General features: G+C 61.9%; 18 protein-coding genes and 2 tRNA genes. 17 read left to right on the top strand and 3 right to left on the bottom strand.

What is annotated here, in order from left to right:
• Positions 1-250 precede the first annotated feature (250 nt).
• From DEIPI_RS0113120 to DEIPI_RS0113090, 7 genes are all read left to right on the top strand, one after another.
• Positions 251-326, top strand: a tRNA-Ala gene (locus DEIPI_RS0113120).
• 34 nt (positions 327-360) lie between these two features.
• A tRNA-Met gene (locus tag DEIPI_RS0113115) sits at positions 361-437 on the top strand.
• Positions 438-590: 153 nt separating this feature from the next.
• A complete protein-coding gene (locus DEIPI_RS0113110) occupies positions 591-1,487 on the top strand; it encodes a tyrosine-type recombinase/integrase (RefSeq protein ID WP_045234279.1) in 897 nt (298 codons plus the stop codon).
• Positions 1,487-2,365 carry a tyrosine-type recombinase/integrase gene (locus tag DEIPI_RS0113105; protein ID WP_027482060.1) on the top strand — a complete coding sequence of 293 codons (879 nt, stop codon included), beginning with the start codon at positions 1,487-1,489 and terminating at the stop codon, positions 2,363-2,365. Before DEIPI_RS0113110 ends, DEIPI_RS0113105 begins: the two co-directional genes overlap by 1 nt.
• On the top strand, positions 2,362-2,595 hold the full coding sequence (locus tag DEIPI_RS0113100; RefSeq protein ID WP_027482059.1) for a DUF3467 domain-containing protein: 234 nt from the start codon (positions 2,362-2,364) through the stop codon (positions 2,593-2,595). The genes DEIPI_RS0113105 and DEIPI_RS0113100 overlap by 4 nt, the downstream gene beginning before the upstream one ends.
• Positions 2,596-2,612: 17 nt before the next feature.
• Positions 2,613-2,945, top strand: coding sequence for a hypothetical protein (locus DEIPI_RS0113095; protein WP_027482058.1), 333 nt, complete (start codon positions 2,613-2,615; stop codon positions 2,943-2,945).
• A 128-nt stretch (positions 2,946-3,073) separates the two neighbouring features.
• A complete protein-coding gene (locus DEIPI_RS0113090; protein ID WP_027482057.1) occupies positions 3,074-3,397 on the top strand; it encodes a type II toxin-antitoxin system CcdA family antitoxin in 324 nt (107 codons plus the stop codon).
• 82 nt (positions 3,398-3,479) lie between these two features.
• Here the strand turns inward: DEIPI_RS0113090 and DEIPI_RS0113085 are convergent, their stop codons facing one another.
• Positions 3,480-4,010, bottom strand: coding sequence for a DUF4188 domain-containing protein (locus DEIPI_RS0113085; RefSeq protein ID WP_027482056.1), 531 nt, complete (start codon positions 4,008-4,010; stop codon positions 3,480-3,482).
• 171 nt (positions 4,011-4,181) lie between these two features.
• Positions 4,182-4,850, bottom strand: a complete 669-nt coding sequence (locus DEIPI_RS42250) for an MBL fold metallo-hydrolase (RefSeq protein WP_425387856.1) — start codon at positions 4,848-4,850, stop codon at positions 4,182-4,184.
• Positions 4,851-5,897: 1,047 nt separating this feature from the next.
• Between DEIPI_RS42250 and DEIPI_RS0113075 the strand changes: the two genes are divergently transcribed.
• From DEIPI_RS0113075 to DEIPI_RS0113060, 5 genes are all read left to right on the top strand, one after another.
• Positions 5,898-7,892, top strand: a complete 1,995-nt coding sequence (locus DEIPI_RS0113075; protein WP_027482054.1) for a hypothetical protein — start codon at positions 5,898-5,900, stop codon at positions 7,890-7,892.
• A 152-nt stretch (positions 7,893-8,044) separates the two neighbouring features.
• Positions 8,045-8,263 carry a hypothetical protein gene (locus DEIPI_RS39805; RefSeq protein ID WP_169737102.1) on the top strand — a complete coding sequence of 73 codons (219 nt, stop codon included), beginning with the start codon at positions 8,045-8,047 and terminating at the stop codon, positions 8,261-8,263.
• Between the two features lie 180 nt (positions 8,264-8,443).
• The gene (locus DEIPI_RS0113070) at positions 8,444-9,007 is read left to right on the top strand and encodes a hypothetical protein (protein ID WP_027482053.1); all 564 of its coding nucleotides are present in this window, start codon (positions 8,444-8,446) and stop codon (positions 9,005-9,007) included.
• A 60-nt stretch (positions 9,008-9,067) separates the two neighbouring features.
• A complete protein-coding gene (locus DEIPI_RS0113065; protein ID WP_027482052.1) occupies positions 9,068-9,973 on the top strand; it encodes a restriction endonuclease in 906 nt (301 codons plus the stop codon).
• A 91-nt stretch (positions 9,974-10,064) separates the two neighbouring features.
• Positions 10,065-12,857, top strand: a complete 2,793-nt coding sequence (locus tag DEIPI_RS0113060; RefSeq protein WP_027482051.1) for a type I restriction endonuclease subunit R — start codon at positions 10,065-10,067, stop codon at positions 12,855-12,857.
• 31 nt (positions 12,858-12,888) lie between these two features.
• Here DEIPI_RS0113060 and DEIPI_RS37795 read toward each other — a convergent pair whose 3' ends face one another.
• Positions 12,889-13,173 carry a hypothetical protein gene (locus DEIPI_RS37795; RefSeq protein ID WP_157463638.1) on the bottom strand — a complete coding sequence of 95 codons (285 nt, stop codon included), beginning with the start codon at positions 13,171-13,173 and terminating at the stop codon, positions 12,889-12,891.
• Between the two features lie 80 nt (positions 13,174-13,253).
• Between DEIPI_RS37795 and DEIPI_RS0113055 the strand changes: the two genes are divergently transcribed.
• The 5 genes from DEIPI_RS0113055 to DEIPI_RS0113035 all read left to right on the top strand — a co-directional run bounded on the left by DEIPI_RS0113055 (position 13,254) and on the right by DEIPI_RS0113035 (position 18,377).
• On the top strand, positions 13,254-13,580 hold the full coding sequence (locus DEIPI_RS0113055) for a hypothetical protein (protein WP_027482050.1): 327 nt from the start codon (positions 13,254-13,256) through the stop codon (positions 13,578-13,580).
• Positions 13,577-15,100 carry a restriction endonuclease subunit S gene (locus tag DEIPI_RS36675; protein ID WP_084474252.1) on the top strand — a complete coding sequence of 508 codons (1,524 nt, stop codon included), beginning with the start codon at positions 13,577-13,579 and terminating at the stop codon, positions 15,098-15,100. Before DEIPI_RS0113055 ends, DEIPI_RS36675 begins: the two co-directional genes overlap by 4 nt.
• Positions 15,097-16,584 carry a type I restriction-modification system subunit M gene (locus tag DEIPI_RS0113045; protein ID WP_027482049.1) on the top strand — a complete coding sequence of 496 codons (1,488 nt, stop codon included), beginning with the start codon at positions 15,097-15,099 and terminating at the stop codon, positions 16,582-16,584. Before DEIPI_RS36675 ends, DEIPI_RS0113045 begins: the two co-directional genes overlap by 4 nt.
• Before the next feature lie 81 nt (positions 16,585-16,665).
• Positions 16,666-17,172: a ribonuclease HI family protein gene (locus tag DEIPI_RS30950; protein ID WP_052351724.1), complete on the top strand. Its 507-nt coding sequence runs from the start codon at positions 16,666-16,668 to the stop codon at positions 17,170-17,172.
• A 56-nt stretch (positions 17,173-17,228) separates the two neighbouring features.
• Positions 17,229-18,377, top strand: coding sequence for a hypothetical protein (locus DEIPI_RS0113035; RefSeq protein WP_027482048.1), 1,149 nt, complete (start codon positions 17,229-17,231; stop codon positions 18,375-18,377).
• The last annotated feature ends 385 nt before the right edge of the window (positions 18,378-18,762 follow it).

Genomic DNA, 18,762 nt, shown 5'->3' with positions numbered 1-18,762 from the left:
GGCGCGGGCTCACGCGTCACCGTCGGCGCCCGCGCGTCCCGCCCCAGGTGCGGCCACGCCGCCCACCCGCCGCACACCGCCGTCACGGTGAGCAGCACGACCGTCAGGAACCGTTCGCGGGCCTCGGGCGTCCTCACGAACGCACCATACGGACCCGGCGGGCCTGCGAGGCCGGGTTGCCTAGGGTGCCCGGGCCTCGACCTGCACCGTTGACAAGACCGGAACTCGCTGCTAACCTACGTAGGCCTTCGGGGCTGTGGCGCAGTTGGGAGCGCGTCTGAATGGCATTCAGAAGGTCAGGGGTTCGAATCCCCTCAGCTCCACCAGAGGAAGCCCCGGTTCATCCGGGGCATTTTCCAAGGCGATGTAGCTCAGCTGGTTAGAGCACACGACTCATAATCGTGGTGTCGGCGGTTCAAGTCCGCCCATCGCCACCAGCAGAAGGAACTCCGACCTAGTCGGGGTTCTTTTCTTTTTGGTCAGGCGCATGGGGAAGACCAAGCGGATGCATACAGGCGTAGTCGTCCGCTCCTTTCGGGCTCAAAACCGCCAAAACCCAGCACACGATTCTCCGTCGGTCAGGAATATTCATGGAGAGCATTCATCTCGCCGTCAAGGACTTCCTCCACGACTGCCGTCGCCGCGTCTCCCCGAACACCCTGAGCTACTACGACAGCGCTCTCCGCGCCTTCACCGAGCACTGCCAGACCCACGGCATCGAGCACGTCGAAGACCTCACCCGCCGCTCCGTCCGGCAGTACGCCGAGTCCCTCGACGGCATCCTCAGCCCAGGCGGCGCGCACGCCCGCCTTCGCGCCCTGCGCGTCTTCATCAAGTGGGCGATGCGGGAAGAACTGCTCGCCACCTCCCCGCTCCCGCACGCCCTCATGCCGAAGGTGCCGCAACCCGAGCTGGAGGTCGTCACACCCACTGAGATGCAGGCGCTGCTTACGGCCAGCAAGGGGAGACGCATGCCTCTCCGCAACAAGGCGATCTTGCTGACCCTGTTCGACACCGGCCTTCGCGCCTCCGAACTCTGCGGCCTGCAGATCAAGGACCTGCTGCCCGACAGCACCCTGTACGTCCGGCTCGGCAAGGGCGCCAAGGACCGCCGCGTCCCCGTCAGCAAGCCCACGCGCCGCGCCATCCAAGCGTACGTGGACAAGGAACGGCCCAGGACGGACCGCACCACCCTGTTCCTCTCCCAGACAGGCGGACCCCTCACCACAAGCGGCCTGAGGCAACTGCTGGAGCATCTCTGCGAGGACGCAGGCATCCCCATCAAGACGCCGCACGCCTTCCGCCGCGGCTTCGCCGTGTCCTTCGTGAAGCACGGCGCAGACTTGGTGCGGCTCCGTGACGCGCTCGGGCACACCACGGTCACCATGTCCACCCGCTACGCCGTCATGAGCACCGAAGATCTCAAGGAGCTCCATCGGGAGGCTTCGCCCGTGATGCACCTCGGACGCAAGGGCAGGGAAGACTGATGTCGGTCAGGCTCTTCAAGCGCTTTCTGGCGTCCCGCAGGGCCCTCGGAAGCACTCCTGCCACCCTGACGTGGCTGGAGGATGCCTACAGGCCCTTCCGTGTGTTCAGCGGCCGTGACCCGGTGGACCGCTCCCTCTGCCGGGCGTACCTGCTGCACCTTCAAGGGAGCGGGCTACCGCCCGAGGACGTTCGGAGGGCCTGGCGGGGCATTCGGGTCTTCCTGCGTTGGGCGGTCGAACAGGGCGAGCTGGACGAGCGCGTGCTCCTGCCCGGCCCCGCTGCTCAGGTGCGCTTCCGTGACGCCCTGACCTCCGAGGACATCCAGCGTGTCGTCGCGGCGGCGCAGGACCATCAGACGGCGCTGCTCGTCTGGACGCTCTTCACGACCGGATGGCGCTCAGAGAAGGTGCTGACGTTGACCTGGCAGGACGTCGACTTCGAGCGGCACCTGCTGTGGACGACCGACCACGAAGGCGAGCGCGTCTCGATCCACCTTCCCACCGCACTCGAAGGGCCGCTGCGGGACTGGCGGCGGTCCTCCTCGTCCGGCTGGGTCTTCAGCCTGGCCGGGAACCCGCTGAGCTCAGCCGAGGTGCGGCAGCAACTCCGAGCGGCAGGGGAGAAGGCGGGTCTGCCCTTTCTCGCCCCTGGACAGCTGCAGTACGCGTTCCTGCGCGTCTACTTCCGTTCGGGCATGACGCGCTCGTCCTCGGATCTCCAAGCGCTGCTCGCCCAGCCCTTCCGGGTTCGCGGCTTCCACATTCCCAACCTCGTCACACAGGACGAGTTGCGCGCTGCTCACGCGGCAGCCAGTCCGTTCGAACATGCCCTTCGGAGCTCACCCTCCAAGCCTCGCCCCCCAAGGAGAAAACCATGAAAATTCGCGCTTCCAATAACATCCTTCCCGTCTACGCCAACTTCGCCGTCCTCGACACCACCAAGGACGAGGTCGTCCTCAACTTCTGCCACGCCGAAGGTGGCCAGGAGCAGCCACAGGGCCTGCTCGTTCAGAAGGTCGTGATGACTCCACAGAACCTCAAGAACCTGCACGTCCGCATCGGTGAGCTCTTGGAGAACTACCAGATGCGTCACGGCCCGCTGGAGTGACCGGGTAGGCTCAAGGCATGGATTTTCCGATCATTCCGAACGAGCAGCTTCGACTGACGGACGTACCTGCTGCTGACGCAAGCTGGTACGAGATCGGAACGTTCGCGCTCAAGTTCAACGGGTACGAGCATCGCGGGAGCTTCAACGCCTGCGCGGACCTGGCGAACGCTGCCCTGGAGACTTTCGAGGAGTTCGGCGGGGTGCCCACGGACCTGACGGACCTCCGAACTTGCCTGTTCTTCGAGCAACGTCGCTGGCGTCATTTCGGAGATGAGCCGGACGAGGAAGCCATGCCGTACATCCGTGCACTCGTTGAAGCCATCCGGCAGGCGGTAGCGCTCACGTTCTAAGAGCTTGTTTCATAGCCTGAACGTCGGTCCGCTCGGCAGTTGCATCGGTCGATAGACAGAGTCCATGATGGGCGCGATGAGCCATCATGCCGATGACAGCATACAGATGCTGTGCGCATGATTTGCGCATGGGGAAGACCACCAAGGCCCGAGTGAATCTCACCATTGACCCTGACATCTACCGTGAAGTGCGCCGCGTCTTTGACGCGATGGACATGAACATGAGCGCTTTCGTGGAGATCCAACTCGCCCGGTTTCTCCAGACCGTTCAACCCCTCATGCCCCTCCTTGAGCAGGCTGAGCAAGGAGAACGGGACCTCACGGACGCCAAAGCGGCGATGCGCGTCTGGTTCGCGCACAGCATTGGACAATCCCTGTCCGATCAGTACAAAGTCGCTGGCGAGGACGTTCTGGCTCCACTCAAGCTGAACGAGTCCACTGAACGCGGCTGAGTCCGCCTCGGCTGGGCTTGCTTTGCCTCGGTCGTGAAACAGGGTCTAAAGAGGGTTCATCGTCGCTCGGGGTGACCAGACACTACTTCGTCGTTGCGGCAGGAGCTCTGTCGTAGAGTTCCTCCTCGCTGACTACGCCGTCGAGCTCCTGCCCCTCTACCTTGAGGCGTCTGCGCGCGGAGTACATGCCACTCCGTGCGGGACGCAGGACCGCGAACCGCCCCAGGCCAATGCTGTGCGGCATGTCGTCGTAGATCGCTTCCATTCCACCGCGCATGAAGTACGTCTCATGCCAGAAGCCTGTCCCGCCGGAGTTGCGCAGAAAATCCTTCCACCAGCGGCGATGCGGCTCCGAGCGGGACCAGCGCTCCAACGACTCGAAATCGCGCCAGTACTGCCGCATCCCGACATGCGGAGGGAACAACGAGAAGATGAGCTGTTCGTGCAACAGGAGGCCATCGGGGCGGTCCCTCACCGAGCCATCAATCTGAGGTCCCAGCTTGAAAACAGTCCTGAAGCCTGTCAGGGCATTGACCCGCATCCCCAGGTACATCACCACCAGATCGGGATACGCAGAGAGGTCCACGGTCCGTCGGTCCACGTTCGATGCCATGGGGGCTCCTCCTTGGAGTGTGCTGAGCAGATCGACAGGATGACGCTTCTCTACCCTACGTTCGTAGAACAGCCGAGACAAGATAGGCATTGGGCTATCAGGAACGGCTGGCGCAACTACGCGCGTGACAAGTCCTAGTCCGCTGTCCACTTGGGTCTGCTCGTCGAGCGTTCAGCCTTTGGGAACAGCCGCACCGTCACCCCAGCGTCGCTTGAAGACGCCTGCCGCTCCCGCACGGATAGCGTCTCCATGGCCGAAGGTCGCCACCTCAAAGTTCAGCGCCGCCAGCTGACGTTGACTGCGTCGCCCGACTTCCGCGTCTTCGAAGAGGATCGGGTCGTGCAGCCCCTGCATGTTCCCGGCCGCGTCCGCTGCGAACAGCACCCCGCCGTGTTCACTCCACAGCAGCGCGATCTGCCCAGCGGAATGCCCCGGCACATGGATGACCTTCAAGCCACCCGCGATGGGCAGGACGTCGTCTGCAAGGACCTCTTCGTCCACGACTGCCGTTCTTGGGAAGGCCTGCTCGGCCACCACCACTCGGGCGAACATCTCCTCGAAGCCGGGCGCGGGAGTCACGACGCGCTCTCTCCAGAGGCCTTCACGCACGATCCGCGCGTCGAGCGGGTGCATGTACGTCGTGGCGCCCGTGAGGTCCTGGAGGGCGGCGAGGCTTCCGGCGTGATCAGGGTGAAAGTGCGTCACGACAATGTGCCGAACGTCCTGCGGCTGACGTCCGAGCGTACGAGCGGCGTCAAGGATGCGGGCCTCGCTGCCTGGGACACCGGTGTCGATCAGGACGAGCTGACGGTCGTGTTCGAGCAGGAAGACGTTAACCATCCCGAGTGAGAGCTGGTGCAGGCCGGGCGCTACTGTGACAAGTGCGTTCATGTTGACCTCCTGACAGCGCTGTGTAGGAAACATCCCCAACATACCGGGGCTGTGAAGGCAGTGCGTGCCTGTGGAAGCACCACACTCAGGCAGACAGCGGACTACGTAAGCCTCGTAGCTACACGCTTCGGATAGACGGCGAGCTGGGAGAACTTGCCCCTGAAATTCCACCTTTCATGCGTCTTGACCTCCCAAGGCCTACACAGGCTCCTCCAATCCACAATCCACCCCCCGGGGTCTGCATGTGCGGCGAGCCTCTCAGTATCGCGTCCGCACCTACACGCGGTGTTGCTTCGCACTAAATTTTGCAGGTCGGGCGGGGGCGTGTGCGATCCTACAGGTGAGCGCTACGACAGCTCTCAGGGGTTCGTGACTCGCACCAAGGCGGACTCCTGGGATCACCGTCGTGCTGACTCGCAAGTCAGTGGCGTACCGCTTCAGCGTGCTCCGCTTCCCTTGTTCTTCCCTCGCTCGCTGTCGAGCCGGACCGTGCGGCCTACCGGCCGCAGAGGGATGAGGGGCTCAGTGGCACCTGTCCAGGTGACTCGCTGAAGTGACGTTGCTCGGCTCCTTCAATCCCAGATCCTTCTCGCTGGCCGGTCATTTTGATTCGGCTTCAATTTCTTGTTCCCCTGTCACGTCGGCCTTGCCGACGTGTGCGCCCTACCGGGCGCTGAGGGTGAAGGAGGAGTGTCTCCCTGCCTGCGCTCGGTTGTTTCCGGCCAGCAGGGAGACCGTCCTCCACATTCCTCCATCCGCTCCTGCTCGCTTCGGCGGGCGTTTCTCGTTCTGGAGATTCCTCTGATGTGGTACTCAATTCTGGAGTTGTTCGCCCCTTCGCCTTCCGACATGTCAGTCTGCGCTGTCCGCGCGTCGTTCTCCCGTGGTCACTCGGGTGCTTCGCTTTGCTCAGTACCCTTCGTGAGTGCTGACCGCACAGCCGATGTTCAGGTACTACGGGTCTGTCTCCCTCTCGTAGTGAGAGGAGGGTAGAACGTGACCAAAACCACATGTGCATCGCCTGACGTCTCCAGTGCCACCCTCGCTGCCCTGATCGAGACGCGCCTGCACAACCAGGTGCGAGGCGTCACCGTCGTCAAAGCGCCTCCGGGCACAGGGAAGAGCACCGCCACCCGGCAAGCCCTTCAGGAGCTCCTTCAGGCCGGGACAGTCCAACGGGTACTCTGGGCGGTCCATGCGACCCGTGACGCGGGATCGCTGGGCCAGGAATGCCTGCAGGAGTTTCAGCAGCTCGGCGTTGAGGTCAGCATCGTCTACGGCAAGGCCGCATTCAAGGGCAAGGGCAGGCAGCAGAAGTATGCGGCGCAGATGAATTGGCCGAACGCACCCTCGGTCAAGATCATCAGCTTCTCGCATCTGCCGCTGCTCTTCGGACCTGAACCACCCGGCGAAGTACTGACCCCGTTGTGCAGCGTGGATCTCCTCATCATTGACGAGGATCCGCACGCGACTCTGCTGCTGCCCAATGACAGCAGCCAGGATTCGGAATTTCGGTCGAAGTCGAAGCCGCTGACCGCCGGAGCTTTCGAACAGCTGAGCTCGTCGTCACGGCTGTGTGGTCGCATCGCCATGTTGCTGCGGAATGTCGCCCAGAACAACGTTCCTCAGCAGGATCTGATCAGCATACCGGACCTCAAGAAGTCCACCTGGACGTACAGCTTCACCGGCGCCGCATTCCTCAGGCGACTCGGACAGAGCTGGAGTGAAGAGGACTGGGGGAGCTTCGAGGCGGCGTTGAAGTCCCTCGGCGTCAACCATGCCGGTGTGATCGCCGGGGCGCTGCGCGATGATCTCGCTGCGCCTGAGCTCGGCAGCGCACGGTTCGGTTTGCTGTGGACGACCGGACGAGCAGCGAAGCAGCCCGTGTTCCGTTTCGACGTGTGTCTGCCGCTGCCTTCCCTGCCGAACACGCTGGTGCTGGACGCGTACGCGGAGAAGGAGTTGTACGACGCGGTGTTCCCAGGGCGGCCGGTACGGTTCGAGCAGTTGGGTCAACCTCACGTCCTCGACATCGAGTGGTGCGACAGGTTGCGGCTCGACGCGCTCAACCTCCAGAAGGGCATGGACGAGAAGCACCTGCAGATCGCAGAAGAGATCGTCACGCTCCTCGATGACTCGGATCGTTCCGTCACTGTCTTGACCAACAAGGCCATGGTGGAACCGACCTCACCGTGGGCTGGGTACATTCGTCAAGCGCTCTCGCTGGCCGGGAAGCAGGGTGAGGCGGAGCGTATCGCGTCCAGGTACTACCACGCTGGTCGTGGGATCAACGCGTGTAGCGGGCACCACATCCTCGCCCTGACCCAGCCAAAGTTGCCGGCGCTACATCGAGAACACACGATGGCGGCCCTGTTCCCTCACAGCGCCACGCAGCGTGCGTGGGCGCATGAGGTGTACGAACGAACCGAGTTGCTTCAGATGCTGGAGCGCACTCGGCAGTTCCGGCACTCAGGCGCGCGCATCATCACTGCGTTCAAGCCGGATCTGCCGAGGGAACTGGCTACCGTTCGGCCTTACAGGACGACGCTGCATTTCGTTCGGAAGAGCACCAATCCGCGGTGGCGTGACGCGATCATCACCGTCGGGCAAGAGCTGCTGGACGCTCTCGGTGGGATTCCCTTGCACGCCTTCTACACTCTCGGTCTGATCGAGAATCCTGATCTGAAGATCCCACAGAACATCCTTGATCAACGCCTGCATCATGCGTTGCGTTCCGTGTCGACAGGTCCTGAGCTCAGTCACTGGCTGGAACACCGGAAGCTTCAGCGGTACGGCACCGTCGAGCCGTACCGGGGAGGCAAGGTACACGCGGAACTCCAGGTGCTGAGCAAGCTGGGTGTGCAGCCGCAGAGGGCCCGCCGGATCTCGGTTGATCGTACTCAGGTTCATGCCGCTGGCTTCGCGCTCGACGCCGAAAGTTTTGACTGCGCTTTGCAGCGTTTCTTTGGTTTGTGGAGGAAATCGCAGTAAAAACCATTTCTGAATGTCGTCAGATGTGCGGCGAGCCGGTGAAACGTTCCGAGAAATGACGATCTCTGCGTGCGAAGCAGGGAAGAAGCCAGCATTCCCACGCCGTGACCTTTCCCGCCTCATTTCTTCCGTGCCTGAGGCGCGCTCCTTCCATGTCTACAGCCAAACTCCAACGCCTCCAACGTCGTCGTCTGCGTCTGCTTGACCGCCAAGATCGTCTGTACCGTCTGTTGATGGGCAGCCGCGCGGCGGTCTTGCCAACCAAGCGCCTCAACGCCTTCTTCGAGGTGTCGCGTGACCTTGAAGACCTCAACCAGCAGATCGCTCACCTGACGGCGCAGCTTGCAAGCTGCAATCCTCCGCGTGGTTGAGCCGACAGTTCGTACCGTTCGCCGCCCCGGTCTTCCTGCCGGGGCAACTCATGTTTAGGGGAGAGGAGCCCCCGCTCCTCGCTCTTCAGGAGGATCGGCAACTGGAATTGCTGCCGAGTCCACTGCCCGGCTGAGCAGTGACTACCAGCCCAAGCTCCACTTTCGAAAAGGAGAACCACGATGACTCAAGGACAGAAGCTTTCCACTCAACACACTCAGATCGTTCTGGACGGCCTGCGCAGCGGCATGACCGACGCAGAGGTCGTCAGGGCGTCCGGCGTGTCTCTCTCGACGGTCAAGCGTCTCAAGAAGACGCACGGGCTGCACACGAACCTGACCCTGGACAAAGCCAGGGAGCCCGGCATCGAGTACGTCACGAACCGGGCGCGGCAGTACGGAATGACCGTGCAACCCGCGCCAGCGGGAGCGCGGTACGACCTGTTGATCAAGGATCAGCGCGTGGTGGTCCGGACGTTGACACCGAATGCCGACGGCGAGTTCCGGTACAGGCTGCCCAACGCGGCGCGGAACATGGACGGCATGCCGTACTTCGCGGGTGGCGCCTTTGACGCGGATGTCGTGGCGCTCGCCTGCCTGCCTGAACAGGGACGGACGCCCCAGGCCTACCTGTTCGACAGCGCGTCGTTCCCGACCAGCGTGAAGTTCGGGGAGCACGACGTGTACTACGCGCACCGGGAGCGATGGGGCATTTTCCTGCCCGCAGCGATCCAGCGTTCCGCTTGAGCGATCAACTCTGCCTCATGTTGGGATGGACCGGGTGTTCTGGCCTCGTACACTGCCGTCATGCCGGTGCCCAACTTCCAGAGTTTTCTTCTTCCCGTGCTGCAGTTCGCAGCTGACGGTGGGGAGAAGTCGTTGCGTGATCTGTACCCGTACGTAGCGTCCACCCTTGAGCTCGACGACGACGCGCAACAGGAGTTGGTCCCGAGTCGGCAGCAGAGGACGTTCCACAACCGTGCAGGCTGGGCGAAAACCTACCTGGTGAAGGCGGGGCTGCTGGAGCAGGCTGGCCGCGCAAAGTTCCGCATCACAAAGCGAGGACAGGGTGTGCTGGCGGAACGTCCGGCGCACCTGACCAAGAACGACCTGCTTCGCTACCCGGAGTTCGTGGAATTCGCGCAGGCCAGTACCCCGGCCGAGTCTGCCGCGCCTGTCACGACAGGCGCTTCCGATGGAACACCGGACGAGTCCCTGGAGGCCATCACGCTAAGCCTCAGGAGCAGTCTGGCTCAAGAGGTGTTGACGCTGGTGCGCGGCTGCAGCGCCGCTTTCTTCGAGCAGGTCGTCGTTGACGTGTTGGTGGCAATGGGGTACGGCGGAAGCGTGAAGGATGCTGGCCGGGCCATCGGGCGAAGTGGCGACGGCGGCATCGACGGAATCATCAAACAGGACCGTCTCGGCCTGGAGAACGTGTACCTGCAGGCTAAACGATGGTCGGGCAACGTCGGCAGTCCTGAGGTGCGCAACTTCGCTGGGAGTCTGCAGTACCACAAGGCGAACCGTGGCGTGCTGATCACGACTTCGGACTTCAGCCGTGACGCGATCGAGACGGCAAAACACCTTGGCGGGATCGTGCTGATCAACGGGGAGGAACTGGCGCAGCTGATGATCGACTACAACGTCGGCGTCACGACAGCGGTGGTGTACGAGATCAAGCGGATCGACAAGGACTACTTCGACGAGGAGTGACGGTCGCCGAAGGTGTCGCTGCACATCAAGTGTGCAGTCAGTTGAACGCCGGGTACGATGAGGCCAACTTCCGGCTTCGGGGTACTCCTACATGACGACTACAACATCGGCTGGGCTCACGCCCGAGCAGCACGCCCGTCAACTCATCGATCAGAAACTCGCCGCTGCTGGCTGGGTCGTCCAGAACGCCCGGAGCGTCAACTTCTCCGCCGCCAGGGGCGTCGCACTGCGCGAAGTCCAGACTGCCGCGGGGCCCTGCGACTACATGCTCTTCGTGGACCGTGTAGCCGTCGGCGTCATCGAGGCCAAACCCCGAGGCACTTCACTCGTCGGGGTGGCGGAGCAGACCGAGAAGTACCTGACTGGCCTCCCTGCTCACTACAAGAAGGCGGGCGATCCCTTGCCGTTCGCGTTCGAAAGCAACGGTCAGGAGGTGCAGTTCCGTGACCTGCGCGACCCGGACAGCCGCTCACGCTCCGTGTTCCACTTCCACCGCCCCGAGACGCTCGGTGCATGGACGAAAGAAGCCAACACCCTTCGGGCTCGGCTACGGCACCTTCCCGAACTGACCCGGCGAGGGCTACGTGACTGCCAGTTCGAGGCGATCACGAACCTGGAGCAGTCGCTTGCACAAGCGCGCCCGCGTGCGCTGATCCAGATGACCATGGGCAGCGGGAAAAGCTACACTGCTGTCGCCAGCGTCTACCGACTCCTCAAGTACGCGAAGGCCAGGCGCGTGCTGTTTCTGGTGGACCGCGGCAACCTCGGCAAGCAGGCGCTGGGTGAGTTCGCCAACTTCGACACGCCCGACGACAACGAGCTGTTCACCAAGCTGTACCCCGTACAGCACCTCACGTCGAACGTAGTCGACCCGGACGCCAAGGTGGTCATCACCACCATTCAGCGGCTGTACTCGATGCTGCACGGCGACCCCGATTACAACACGGAGAACGAGGAACGCAGCGAATGGGAGCTCGGAAGTGACGGCGAGGAACGTCCCATCACCTACAACCCGCGGTTTCCGATAGAGACATTCGACGTCATCATCACCGACGAGTGCCACCGCAGCATCTACGGCACGTGGCGGCAGGTGCTGGAGTACTTCGACGCGTTTCTGATCGGCCTGACCGCCACCCCGAGCAAGCAGACCATCGGCTTTTTCGACAACAACCTTGTCATGGAGTACGGCCACGAACGCGCGGTGGTGGACGGCGTGAACGTCAACTTCGACGTCTTCCGCATCCGCACGCGCATCACCGAGCACGGCTCGAAGCTCGACGCGGGCACCTTCGTCGACTACTTCAATCGGGAGACGCGTGAGGTGCGCTGGGAGCAACTCGATGATGACCTGCAGTACCAGGGCAGGGAACTCGACCGCAGCGTCGTCGCCATCGACCAGATCCGCACGGTGATCAAGACGTGGAAGGACCACCTGCCCGTGCTGTTCCCGGGTCGTGACATCGTACCGAAGACGTTGATCTTCGCCAAGGATGACGCGCACGCCGACCGGATCGTGGAGATCGTCCGGGACGTGTTCGGCAAGGGGAATGACTTTTGCAAGAAGATCACCTACGGCGTGACGGGTGAACGCACGGACACGTTGATCTCGCAGTTCCGCAACGAGTACAACCCCCGAATCGTCGTCACCGTCGACATGATCGCCACCGGGACCGACGTGAAGCCGCTCGAATGCCTGATCTTCATGCGAGACGTGAAGTCCCGCGCGTACTACGAGCAGATGAAGGGACGAGGCACCCGTGTCATCGACCCGAGCGACCTTCAATCGGTCACGGCGGACGCGCCGACGAAGACCCGGTTCATCCTGGTGGACGCCGTGGGTGTCACGGAGAGCGACAAGGGCGAGGCGAAGCCGCTGGAGCGTAAGCGCAGTGTGGCGTTCGACAAGCTCCTGCAGGGCGTGGCGACCGGGGATCGCAGCGAGGACACCCTCAGCAGCCTCGCTGGCCGGTTGGCGCGCCTCAACCGCACCCTGACCCCGGAACAACGCGCGGACATCGTTCAGCTTGCCGCGCAGGACGTTCCTCAAATAGCGCGGGCCCTGCTCGATGCCCTCGACCCGGACAAGGTGGAGGCGCACGCGCAGAACCTCAGCCAGCAGGAAAGCACACCGCTCTCCGACGAGCACCGCGCCCGCGCGGCCGAGGAGCTGCGTGACGCTGCCTGCTTGGTCTTCGACAACGCGGAGCTGCGCGAACTGCTCGTCCAGATCGGCAAGCGCAACGACATGGTGGTGGACCACGTCAGTGTCGACGGGCTGGAGAGCACGACCACGACGGCAGGGGAGTCCAAAGAGGAACTGGCGACGCGCTTGGCTCAGGGCCGCGTGCAGACGTTCAAGGCGTTCATCGAGGCGAACAAGGACGAACTGGACGCGCTTCGCATCCTGTACAGCGAACGGTACGCCAAGCGTCACGTCAATTACCGCCAGATCAGGGAGCTGGCCAAGGCCCTCGAACGGCAGGACCCCTCCCTGACGACAGAAGGGCTCTGGGACGCCTACGAGCGCCTGGAGGCGAGCAGAGTACGGGGTGGAAGCCCGAGGCGGCTCCTGACTGATCTGGTGAGCCTGGTGCGGTTCGCTACCGAGCAGGAGGACGTGCTCGTCCCGTTCGGCGCCACCGTTCAGGAACGCTTCGACAGCTGGTTGAAGACCCAGGAGGGTCAGGGGCGCGCATTCACGCCAGATCAGCGTCGCTGGCTGGAGATGATTCGGGATCACATCACTACGTCGCTACTGGTGCAGCCACGTGACCTCTCGGACATCCCGTTCAACCAGTACGGAGGCATCCACAAGGCGCGGGAGCTCTTCGGTGATGACCTTCCAATCATCCTGCAGGAGCTGAATGAGGCCCTGGCCGCGTGAGCAGCGCAGGGCCCCAGTGGAGTCCGTTCAGTCAGTCGCCGTACGTGCGCTCGCAGTAGTCGCGGACCTGAGCTGACGTTTTGAGGTTGGGCCAGTCCGTTGCGTGGCTCCAGATTTCGTTCTCACAGGACTTGATGGTGCCCGCTTTCATCCCAGCGGGGGAAAACATCCAGAGAGCGGCGAAGATGATTACTACCAGACCAACTCCTCCGATCCAGGCAGCAATGCGCCACTCCCGTTTGGGGTAGCCCATCCAGCCGATCTCTTCGGGAGGAGTTCCAGGACGTCGAGACACAACAGGTTGTTTTTCTGTCACGCGGGGAAGGGTAGCACCGACAGCAAAACACGCAGTGCAAACTTGAGCGGGTGCAAGCACCCGGAGATAACGAGGAATCAATGAAGCCGTTCAAAGCTCCGAGAAAGTGGCGCCTGGCCGAGGAGGTCAGGCGCATCGACGACAGCGAGTACTTCCAGAAGGTCGGGACGTTCACAACCTGCACCGGCCCCTGCGAGGCTGCTCGACAGCGGACATACGATCGTGCTGCTGCGCAGGGCATTGCTCTCATGATGGCTGCCCCGAAGCCGGTACTGCTGCGGACGAATCCCGTCTGGTGGCGGGAGCAGCCAGTAACGGTCTGGCTAGGAAGCTGCGTCGTCTGCGGCACGGTGTACTGGGCTCCTCTGGAAGAGTTTCCGGCCAGCGAGGAGAATGACCAAGCATGACGGACGTAGCAGAACAACCTGCAAGAAGTGAGACGGGGTTGGCTCCCGGCTGGCAATGGGCCACACTGGCAGCTCTGGGCGAGGTTACAGGCGGCTTGACCAAAAACGCGAAACGGGGAAGTTTTGAGCTGAAGTTGCCGTACCTGCGGGTGGCCAATGTGTATGCGAACTCGCTAAAACTTGATGACGTTGAAGAGGTGGGAGTACTGCCGACCGAGATCGCAAGGACTCTTCTGAAGAAGAATGACCTTCTCGTTGTGGAAGGCAATGGAAGCCCTGATCATATTGGTCGTGTAGCCCTTTGGGATGGCAGCATCGAAACTTGCCTTCACCAAAACCACCTTATCAAGGTACGTCTTGCGGGCACAGCGCCAAAATTTGTTCTGTACTGGCTTCTGTCGAAAGAAGGACGTGCTTACATCAGATCTGTATCCAGTTCTTCTTCTGGACTCTACACTTTGAGCATTGGAAAAGTTGAGGGTCTACCTGTTCCTGTCGCGCCGATTCAGGAGCAAGAACGTATCGTTGCTAGGATTGAAGAGCTGCTCTCAAAGCTCGACTCCGGAACAGCTGCCTTGCACAAAACAAAAGCGCTTCTGAAGTTGTACCGTCAGAGCGTCCTCCACGCGGGTGTCAGTGGCCAGTTGACACAGGTGTGGCGTAAGCAGCAAGGGGAACAGTTGGAGAGCGCGGACGTCCAATTGGAGCGCGTCCTTCAACAACGACGCGAAGCTTGGGAGGCGAGCGAGAAAAAGGGCAAGTACAAAGAGCCCAAAGGACCTTCCGAAACGAACTTGCCATCTGTGCCACAAGGTTGGGTATGGACCACCTTCGAGCAGGCGAGCTACCGAGTAACAGTTGGCTTTGTTGGACAAATGAAGCATGAGTACAGAGACGAAGGCGTGCCATTCCTTCGTTCGCAAAATGTGAGGCCGAATCGGTATGAGCCAGAAGGCCTGCGGTACATCTCCAATCAATTCCACGACCGAATATCCAAGTCGGAGGTTCGCTCAGGCGATTTGGTAGTCGTTCGATCCGGCAGCGTTGGGACCGCTTGTGCAATTCCCGAGGATTTTGGTGAAGGAAACTGCTCGGATCTTGTGATCGTACAGCGTCCGTACTTCAATGCAAAGTTCGCTGCCTACTACATGAATTCGATGGCTAGAGCGAATGTTTCGGCCAGAAAAGTTGGGATTGGCCTTGAGCACTTCAATACTTCTGCTTTAGCATCTATGGCCCTGCCCTTTCCGACTGTTGCTGAACAAGCGCAAATTGTGGCTGAAGTGGAGCGGCGCCTATCCGTCCTCGACAAGCTAGAAGTGACTGTGAACAGCGAATTGAAGCGCGCCAAGCAAACACGCCAGGGGATCCTCCGTAAAGCCTTCCGCGGAGAGCTCATCCCGCAAGACCCGAATGACGAACCTACCAGCGTGCTGCTCGAACGCATCAAAGCTGAAAAAATTCGGCTCGGGGTTGAGAATCTACGCCGTGGCCGTAAGCCCCGCAAGGAGAACAAATGACCGCCCCCACCACCTCGCAACTCGTCCAGCGCGTCTGGAACCTCGCTCACGTCCTGCGAAACGACGGCGTGGGCTCCAGCGACTACCTTGAGCAGCTCACGTTCCTGCTCTTCCTCAAAATGGTCGACGAGCAGCACACCGAATTCGGTGACGACGATCTTCCCCGCATCCCTGAGGAACTGAGCTGGTCGAGCCTCCGCGTTCTTGACGGTGTGGATCTCGAAATCCAGTACCGACGGATCCTCACCGACCTCTCCACGTCTGAGGGTCTGCTCGGAGTCATTTTCCGCCGCGCGCAGAACAAGATCACCGAACCCGCCAACCTCAAGCGCCTCGTCAACCTGATCGACCAGCAGGAATGGACGCGCCTGCCGTTCGACGTGAAGGGCGAGATCTACGAGGGTCTGCTCCAGAAGAACGCCGAGGACATCAAGGGCGGCGCGGGGCAGTACTTCACGCCTCGTCCCCTGATCGACGCGATGGTTGAGATCGTCCAACCGCAACCTGGCGAGACGATTGCCGACCCCGCATGCGGCACTGGTGGCTTTTTGCTGGCCGCGCGGGAGTACCTCGTCAAGCACTTCACTCTCGACCCGATTGAGAAGGACTTCCTCCGTAACGAGACGTTCTATGGGTCTGACATCGTGGACAGCGTGGTCCGTCTCGCTGCCATGAACATGTTCCTCCATGACATCGGCGGGCAGAGCACCCCGATCCACCGGGAGGACAGCCTGCAGCGTGCGCCCAGCCAGCGCTTCGACATCGTGCTCGCCAACCCGCCGTTCGGCGTGAAGGGCGGCATGATCGTGCTCGGCGAGGACGGGACGCTGGAACGCGAAAAGGCCGAGTACAGCCGCGACGACTTCACCGCGAAGACGGCGAACAAGCAGCTGAACTTCCTGCAGCACATCATCTCGATGCTCAAGATCGGTGGTCGCGCCGCCGTCGTCGTGCCGGACAACGTGCTCTTCGAAGGCGGCGCGGGCGAGATCGTGCGGCGCCGACTCCTCAAGGACTGCGACCTCCACACGATCCTGCGTTTGCCCACGGGCATCTTCTACGCGCAGGGCGTGAAGGCGAACGTGCTGTTCTTCGAGCGGCGCACGTCGAGCGAGACGCACCACACGCGGGAGACGTGGGTGTACGATCTGCGGACCAACAAGCACTTCACACTCAAGACGAACCCGCTGAAACGGGCTGACCTGCAGGACTTCGTGGATGCCTACCGTGCCGGTGATTTCGCTGGCCGGGTGGAGGGCGAGCGCTTCAAGAAGTTCCCGCTGGCGGACCTGTTGGCGAGGGACAAGGTGAACCTCGACGTATTCTGGCTCAAGGACGAGAGCCTCGAAGACGGCGAGAACCTGCCCGAGCCGGGCGTGCTGGCTGCCGAGATCATCGAGAACCTCGAAGCGGCGCTGGAAGAGTTCCGGCAGGTGGCGATGGACCTCGGTGCTGTGGATTTCGACGCTGCAGCAGACGACTGAGCAAAGACCACCTCGTCCCGGCATGTGCGGCATGCCGGGCGTTTTTCGTGTGGTACGGTGCCAGGCCAAGAGGAAACCTGCATGTACTACGCACACACGGACGGCGGAAGCCGCGGCAACCCGGGCCCCGCAGGGTACGGCTGGATGCTGCTCCGCAATGACTCTCTCATCGCCTACGAACACGGCTACATGGGGGCGGACAGCACCAACAACCAGGCGGAGTACCAGGGCGTGCTGCGCCTGTTCGAGTACCTCAACGAGCACTACCGCGGCAGCCCCATCGAAATCCGCTGTGACAGCCAGCTCGTCGTGAAGCAACTCGAAGGTGACTTCCGCGTCAAGGACGCGGCGATGTTCGCGCTGCATCAGCGCGTCCAGGCGCTCATGGCCGAGTACGGGCGGGAGCACATCACGTTCCGGTGGGTGCGCCGCAACCACAACCGCTGCGCGGACCTCCTCGTCAACGTCGCCATCGACGAGCTCAAGGAACCAACGATCAGCGAGAACAACAAGAATCAATTCGCCTTCCGCCTCAAGGGCCTGTACACCTTCTATGACAAGCCTGGACTGTTGGCAGCCGCTCACTGAACCATGCGCATGTACTCTGTCGTGTTGCCAGCGTGGATGGTACGGTCTGGAGAACCATGCAGGGCGCCATCTACCTGATGCAAGAAGGGCAACTCGTCGAAATGCGAGAACAACCCTACGACTCCGAAGCGCTCCTCCAGCAGCTTCTCGCCACTCATCCTCACCTGCTGGCCGGAGATCAGATCGACCAGGCTACACCGCGTCGATGGCTGCTGGTGAGCCGAGAAGCTGCCGTACCCGACTCCGAGGACTCTCCCGGCCGATGGTCCGTCGATCACCTGTTCCTCGATCAAGACGCGATTCCCACGCTGATTGAGGTGAAGCGCAGCAGCGACACCCGCATTCGACGTGAGGTCGTCGGGCAGATGCTCGACTACGCCGCCAACGCGGTCGTCTACTGGCCCGTGGAGCGGCTCCGGACGGCTTTTGAACAGCGCTGCGCCAACGAGGGCCAGGACCCGCAGGTGCTGATCAGCGATCTGCTGGGCTCTGAGGATGCGGACGGCTTCTGGCAGCAGGTCAAGACGAACCTTCAGGCGGGACGCATTCGCATGATCTTCGTCGCGGATGAGATCCCGGTCGAGCTGCGTCGCGTGGTGGAGTTCCTCAACCAGCAGATGGATCCGGCGGAGGTTCTCGCTCTGGAGGTCAAGCAGTTCAAAAGTGCTGATCTCCAGGCGCTCGTTCCCCGTGTGGTCGGTCAAACCGCGTCGGCCACGCAGCGGCGTAGTGCGGGTGATGCCGGAGGAAAATTGAAGGAGTGGGACGAAGCTCGCTTCTTTACGGACATGCGGAGGCAGGGGCTTCACGTCGAGGCTGGCATTGCTGAAACAATCCTCCAGAGACTCCAAGAGCGTGGCGTCACGGTTGTGTGGGGAGAGGGTGCGAAGACTGGCGCGTTCTACGCGATGCTGTACTACAAGAACGCTCGACATAGCTTTTTCGGCGTTTGGACGGATGGACGGATCAAGTTCAACTTCGAGCGCATGAAGCATCGGCCACCCTTCAACGATGTTGAAAAGCGGCTTGAAGTCCTCCGTCAGCTCAACGAGATTGAGGGTGTGAATTTGTCGGAAAGTGCGATCGAGGAGCGCCCGAACATCAACCTCCGTGTTGTGCAAGATCCACAGAAGCTTGAGCACCTGCTGTCCATCATGGACCGGTACTTCACTACTGCCCTTGCCGCATACGACGGAGAGGCGTGAAGGTCACCTGAAACCTCTCGCTGGCCGGAAAGCACGTCACACAGCTAGAATCATCTTGTCGGAGAAGTCGTCCGCTCTCATATTCAAAAAGCCGGGTTTTTCTCGTCCTGGACGCGTCTAGCTCAGCTGGTTAGAGCACACGACTCATAATCGTGGTGTCGGCGGTTCAAGTCCGCCCATCGCCACCAGCAGAAGGAACCGCGTCCAGGACGCGGTTCCTTTTTTGTGCCGTTCGCCGAACGTGGCGTGCCACGTCCCCTGGTACGCTGCGGCATGACCGTCCCGAGATCGCCTGAGGCCACGCCGTCCCGCACGTCGTTCAACCTCCGCGCCGCGCCGCGCGCGGCGTCGATCCTCGCGGTCGCGCTCCTCGCGCTGGGCGGTC

The sequence above is a fragment of the Deinococcus pimensis DSM 21231 genome (genome assembly GCF_000519345.1).
In the GTDB taxonomy this organism is placed as follows: Bacteria; Deinococcota; Deinococci; order Deinococcales; family Deinococcaceae; genus Deinococcus_A; species Deinococcus_A pimensis.
This window is presented reverse-complemented; position numbering and strand designations above follow the sequence as displayed.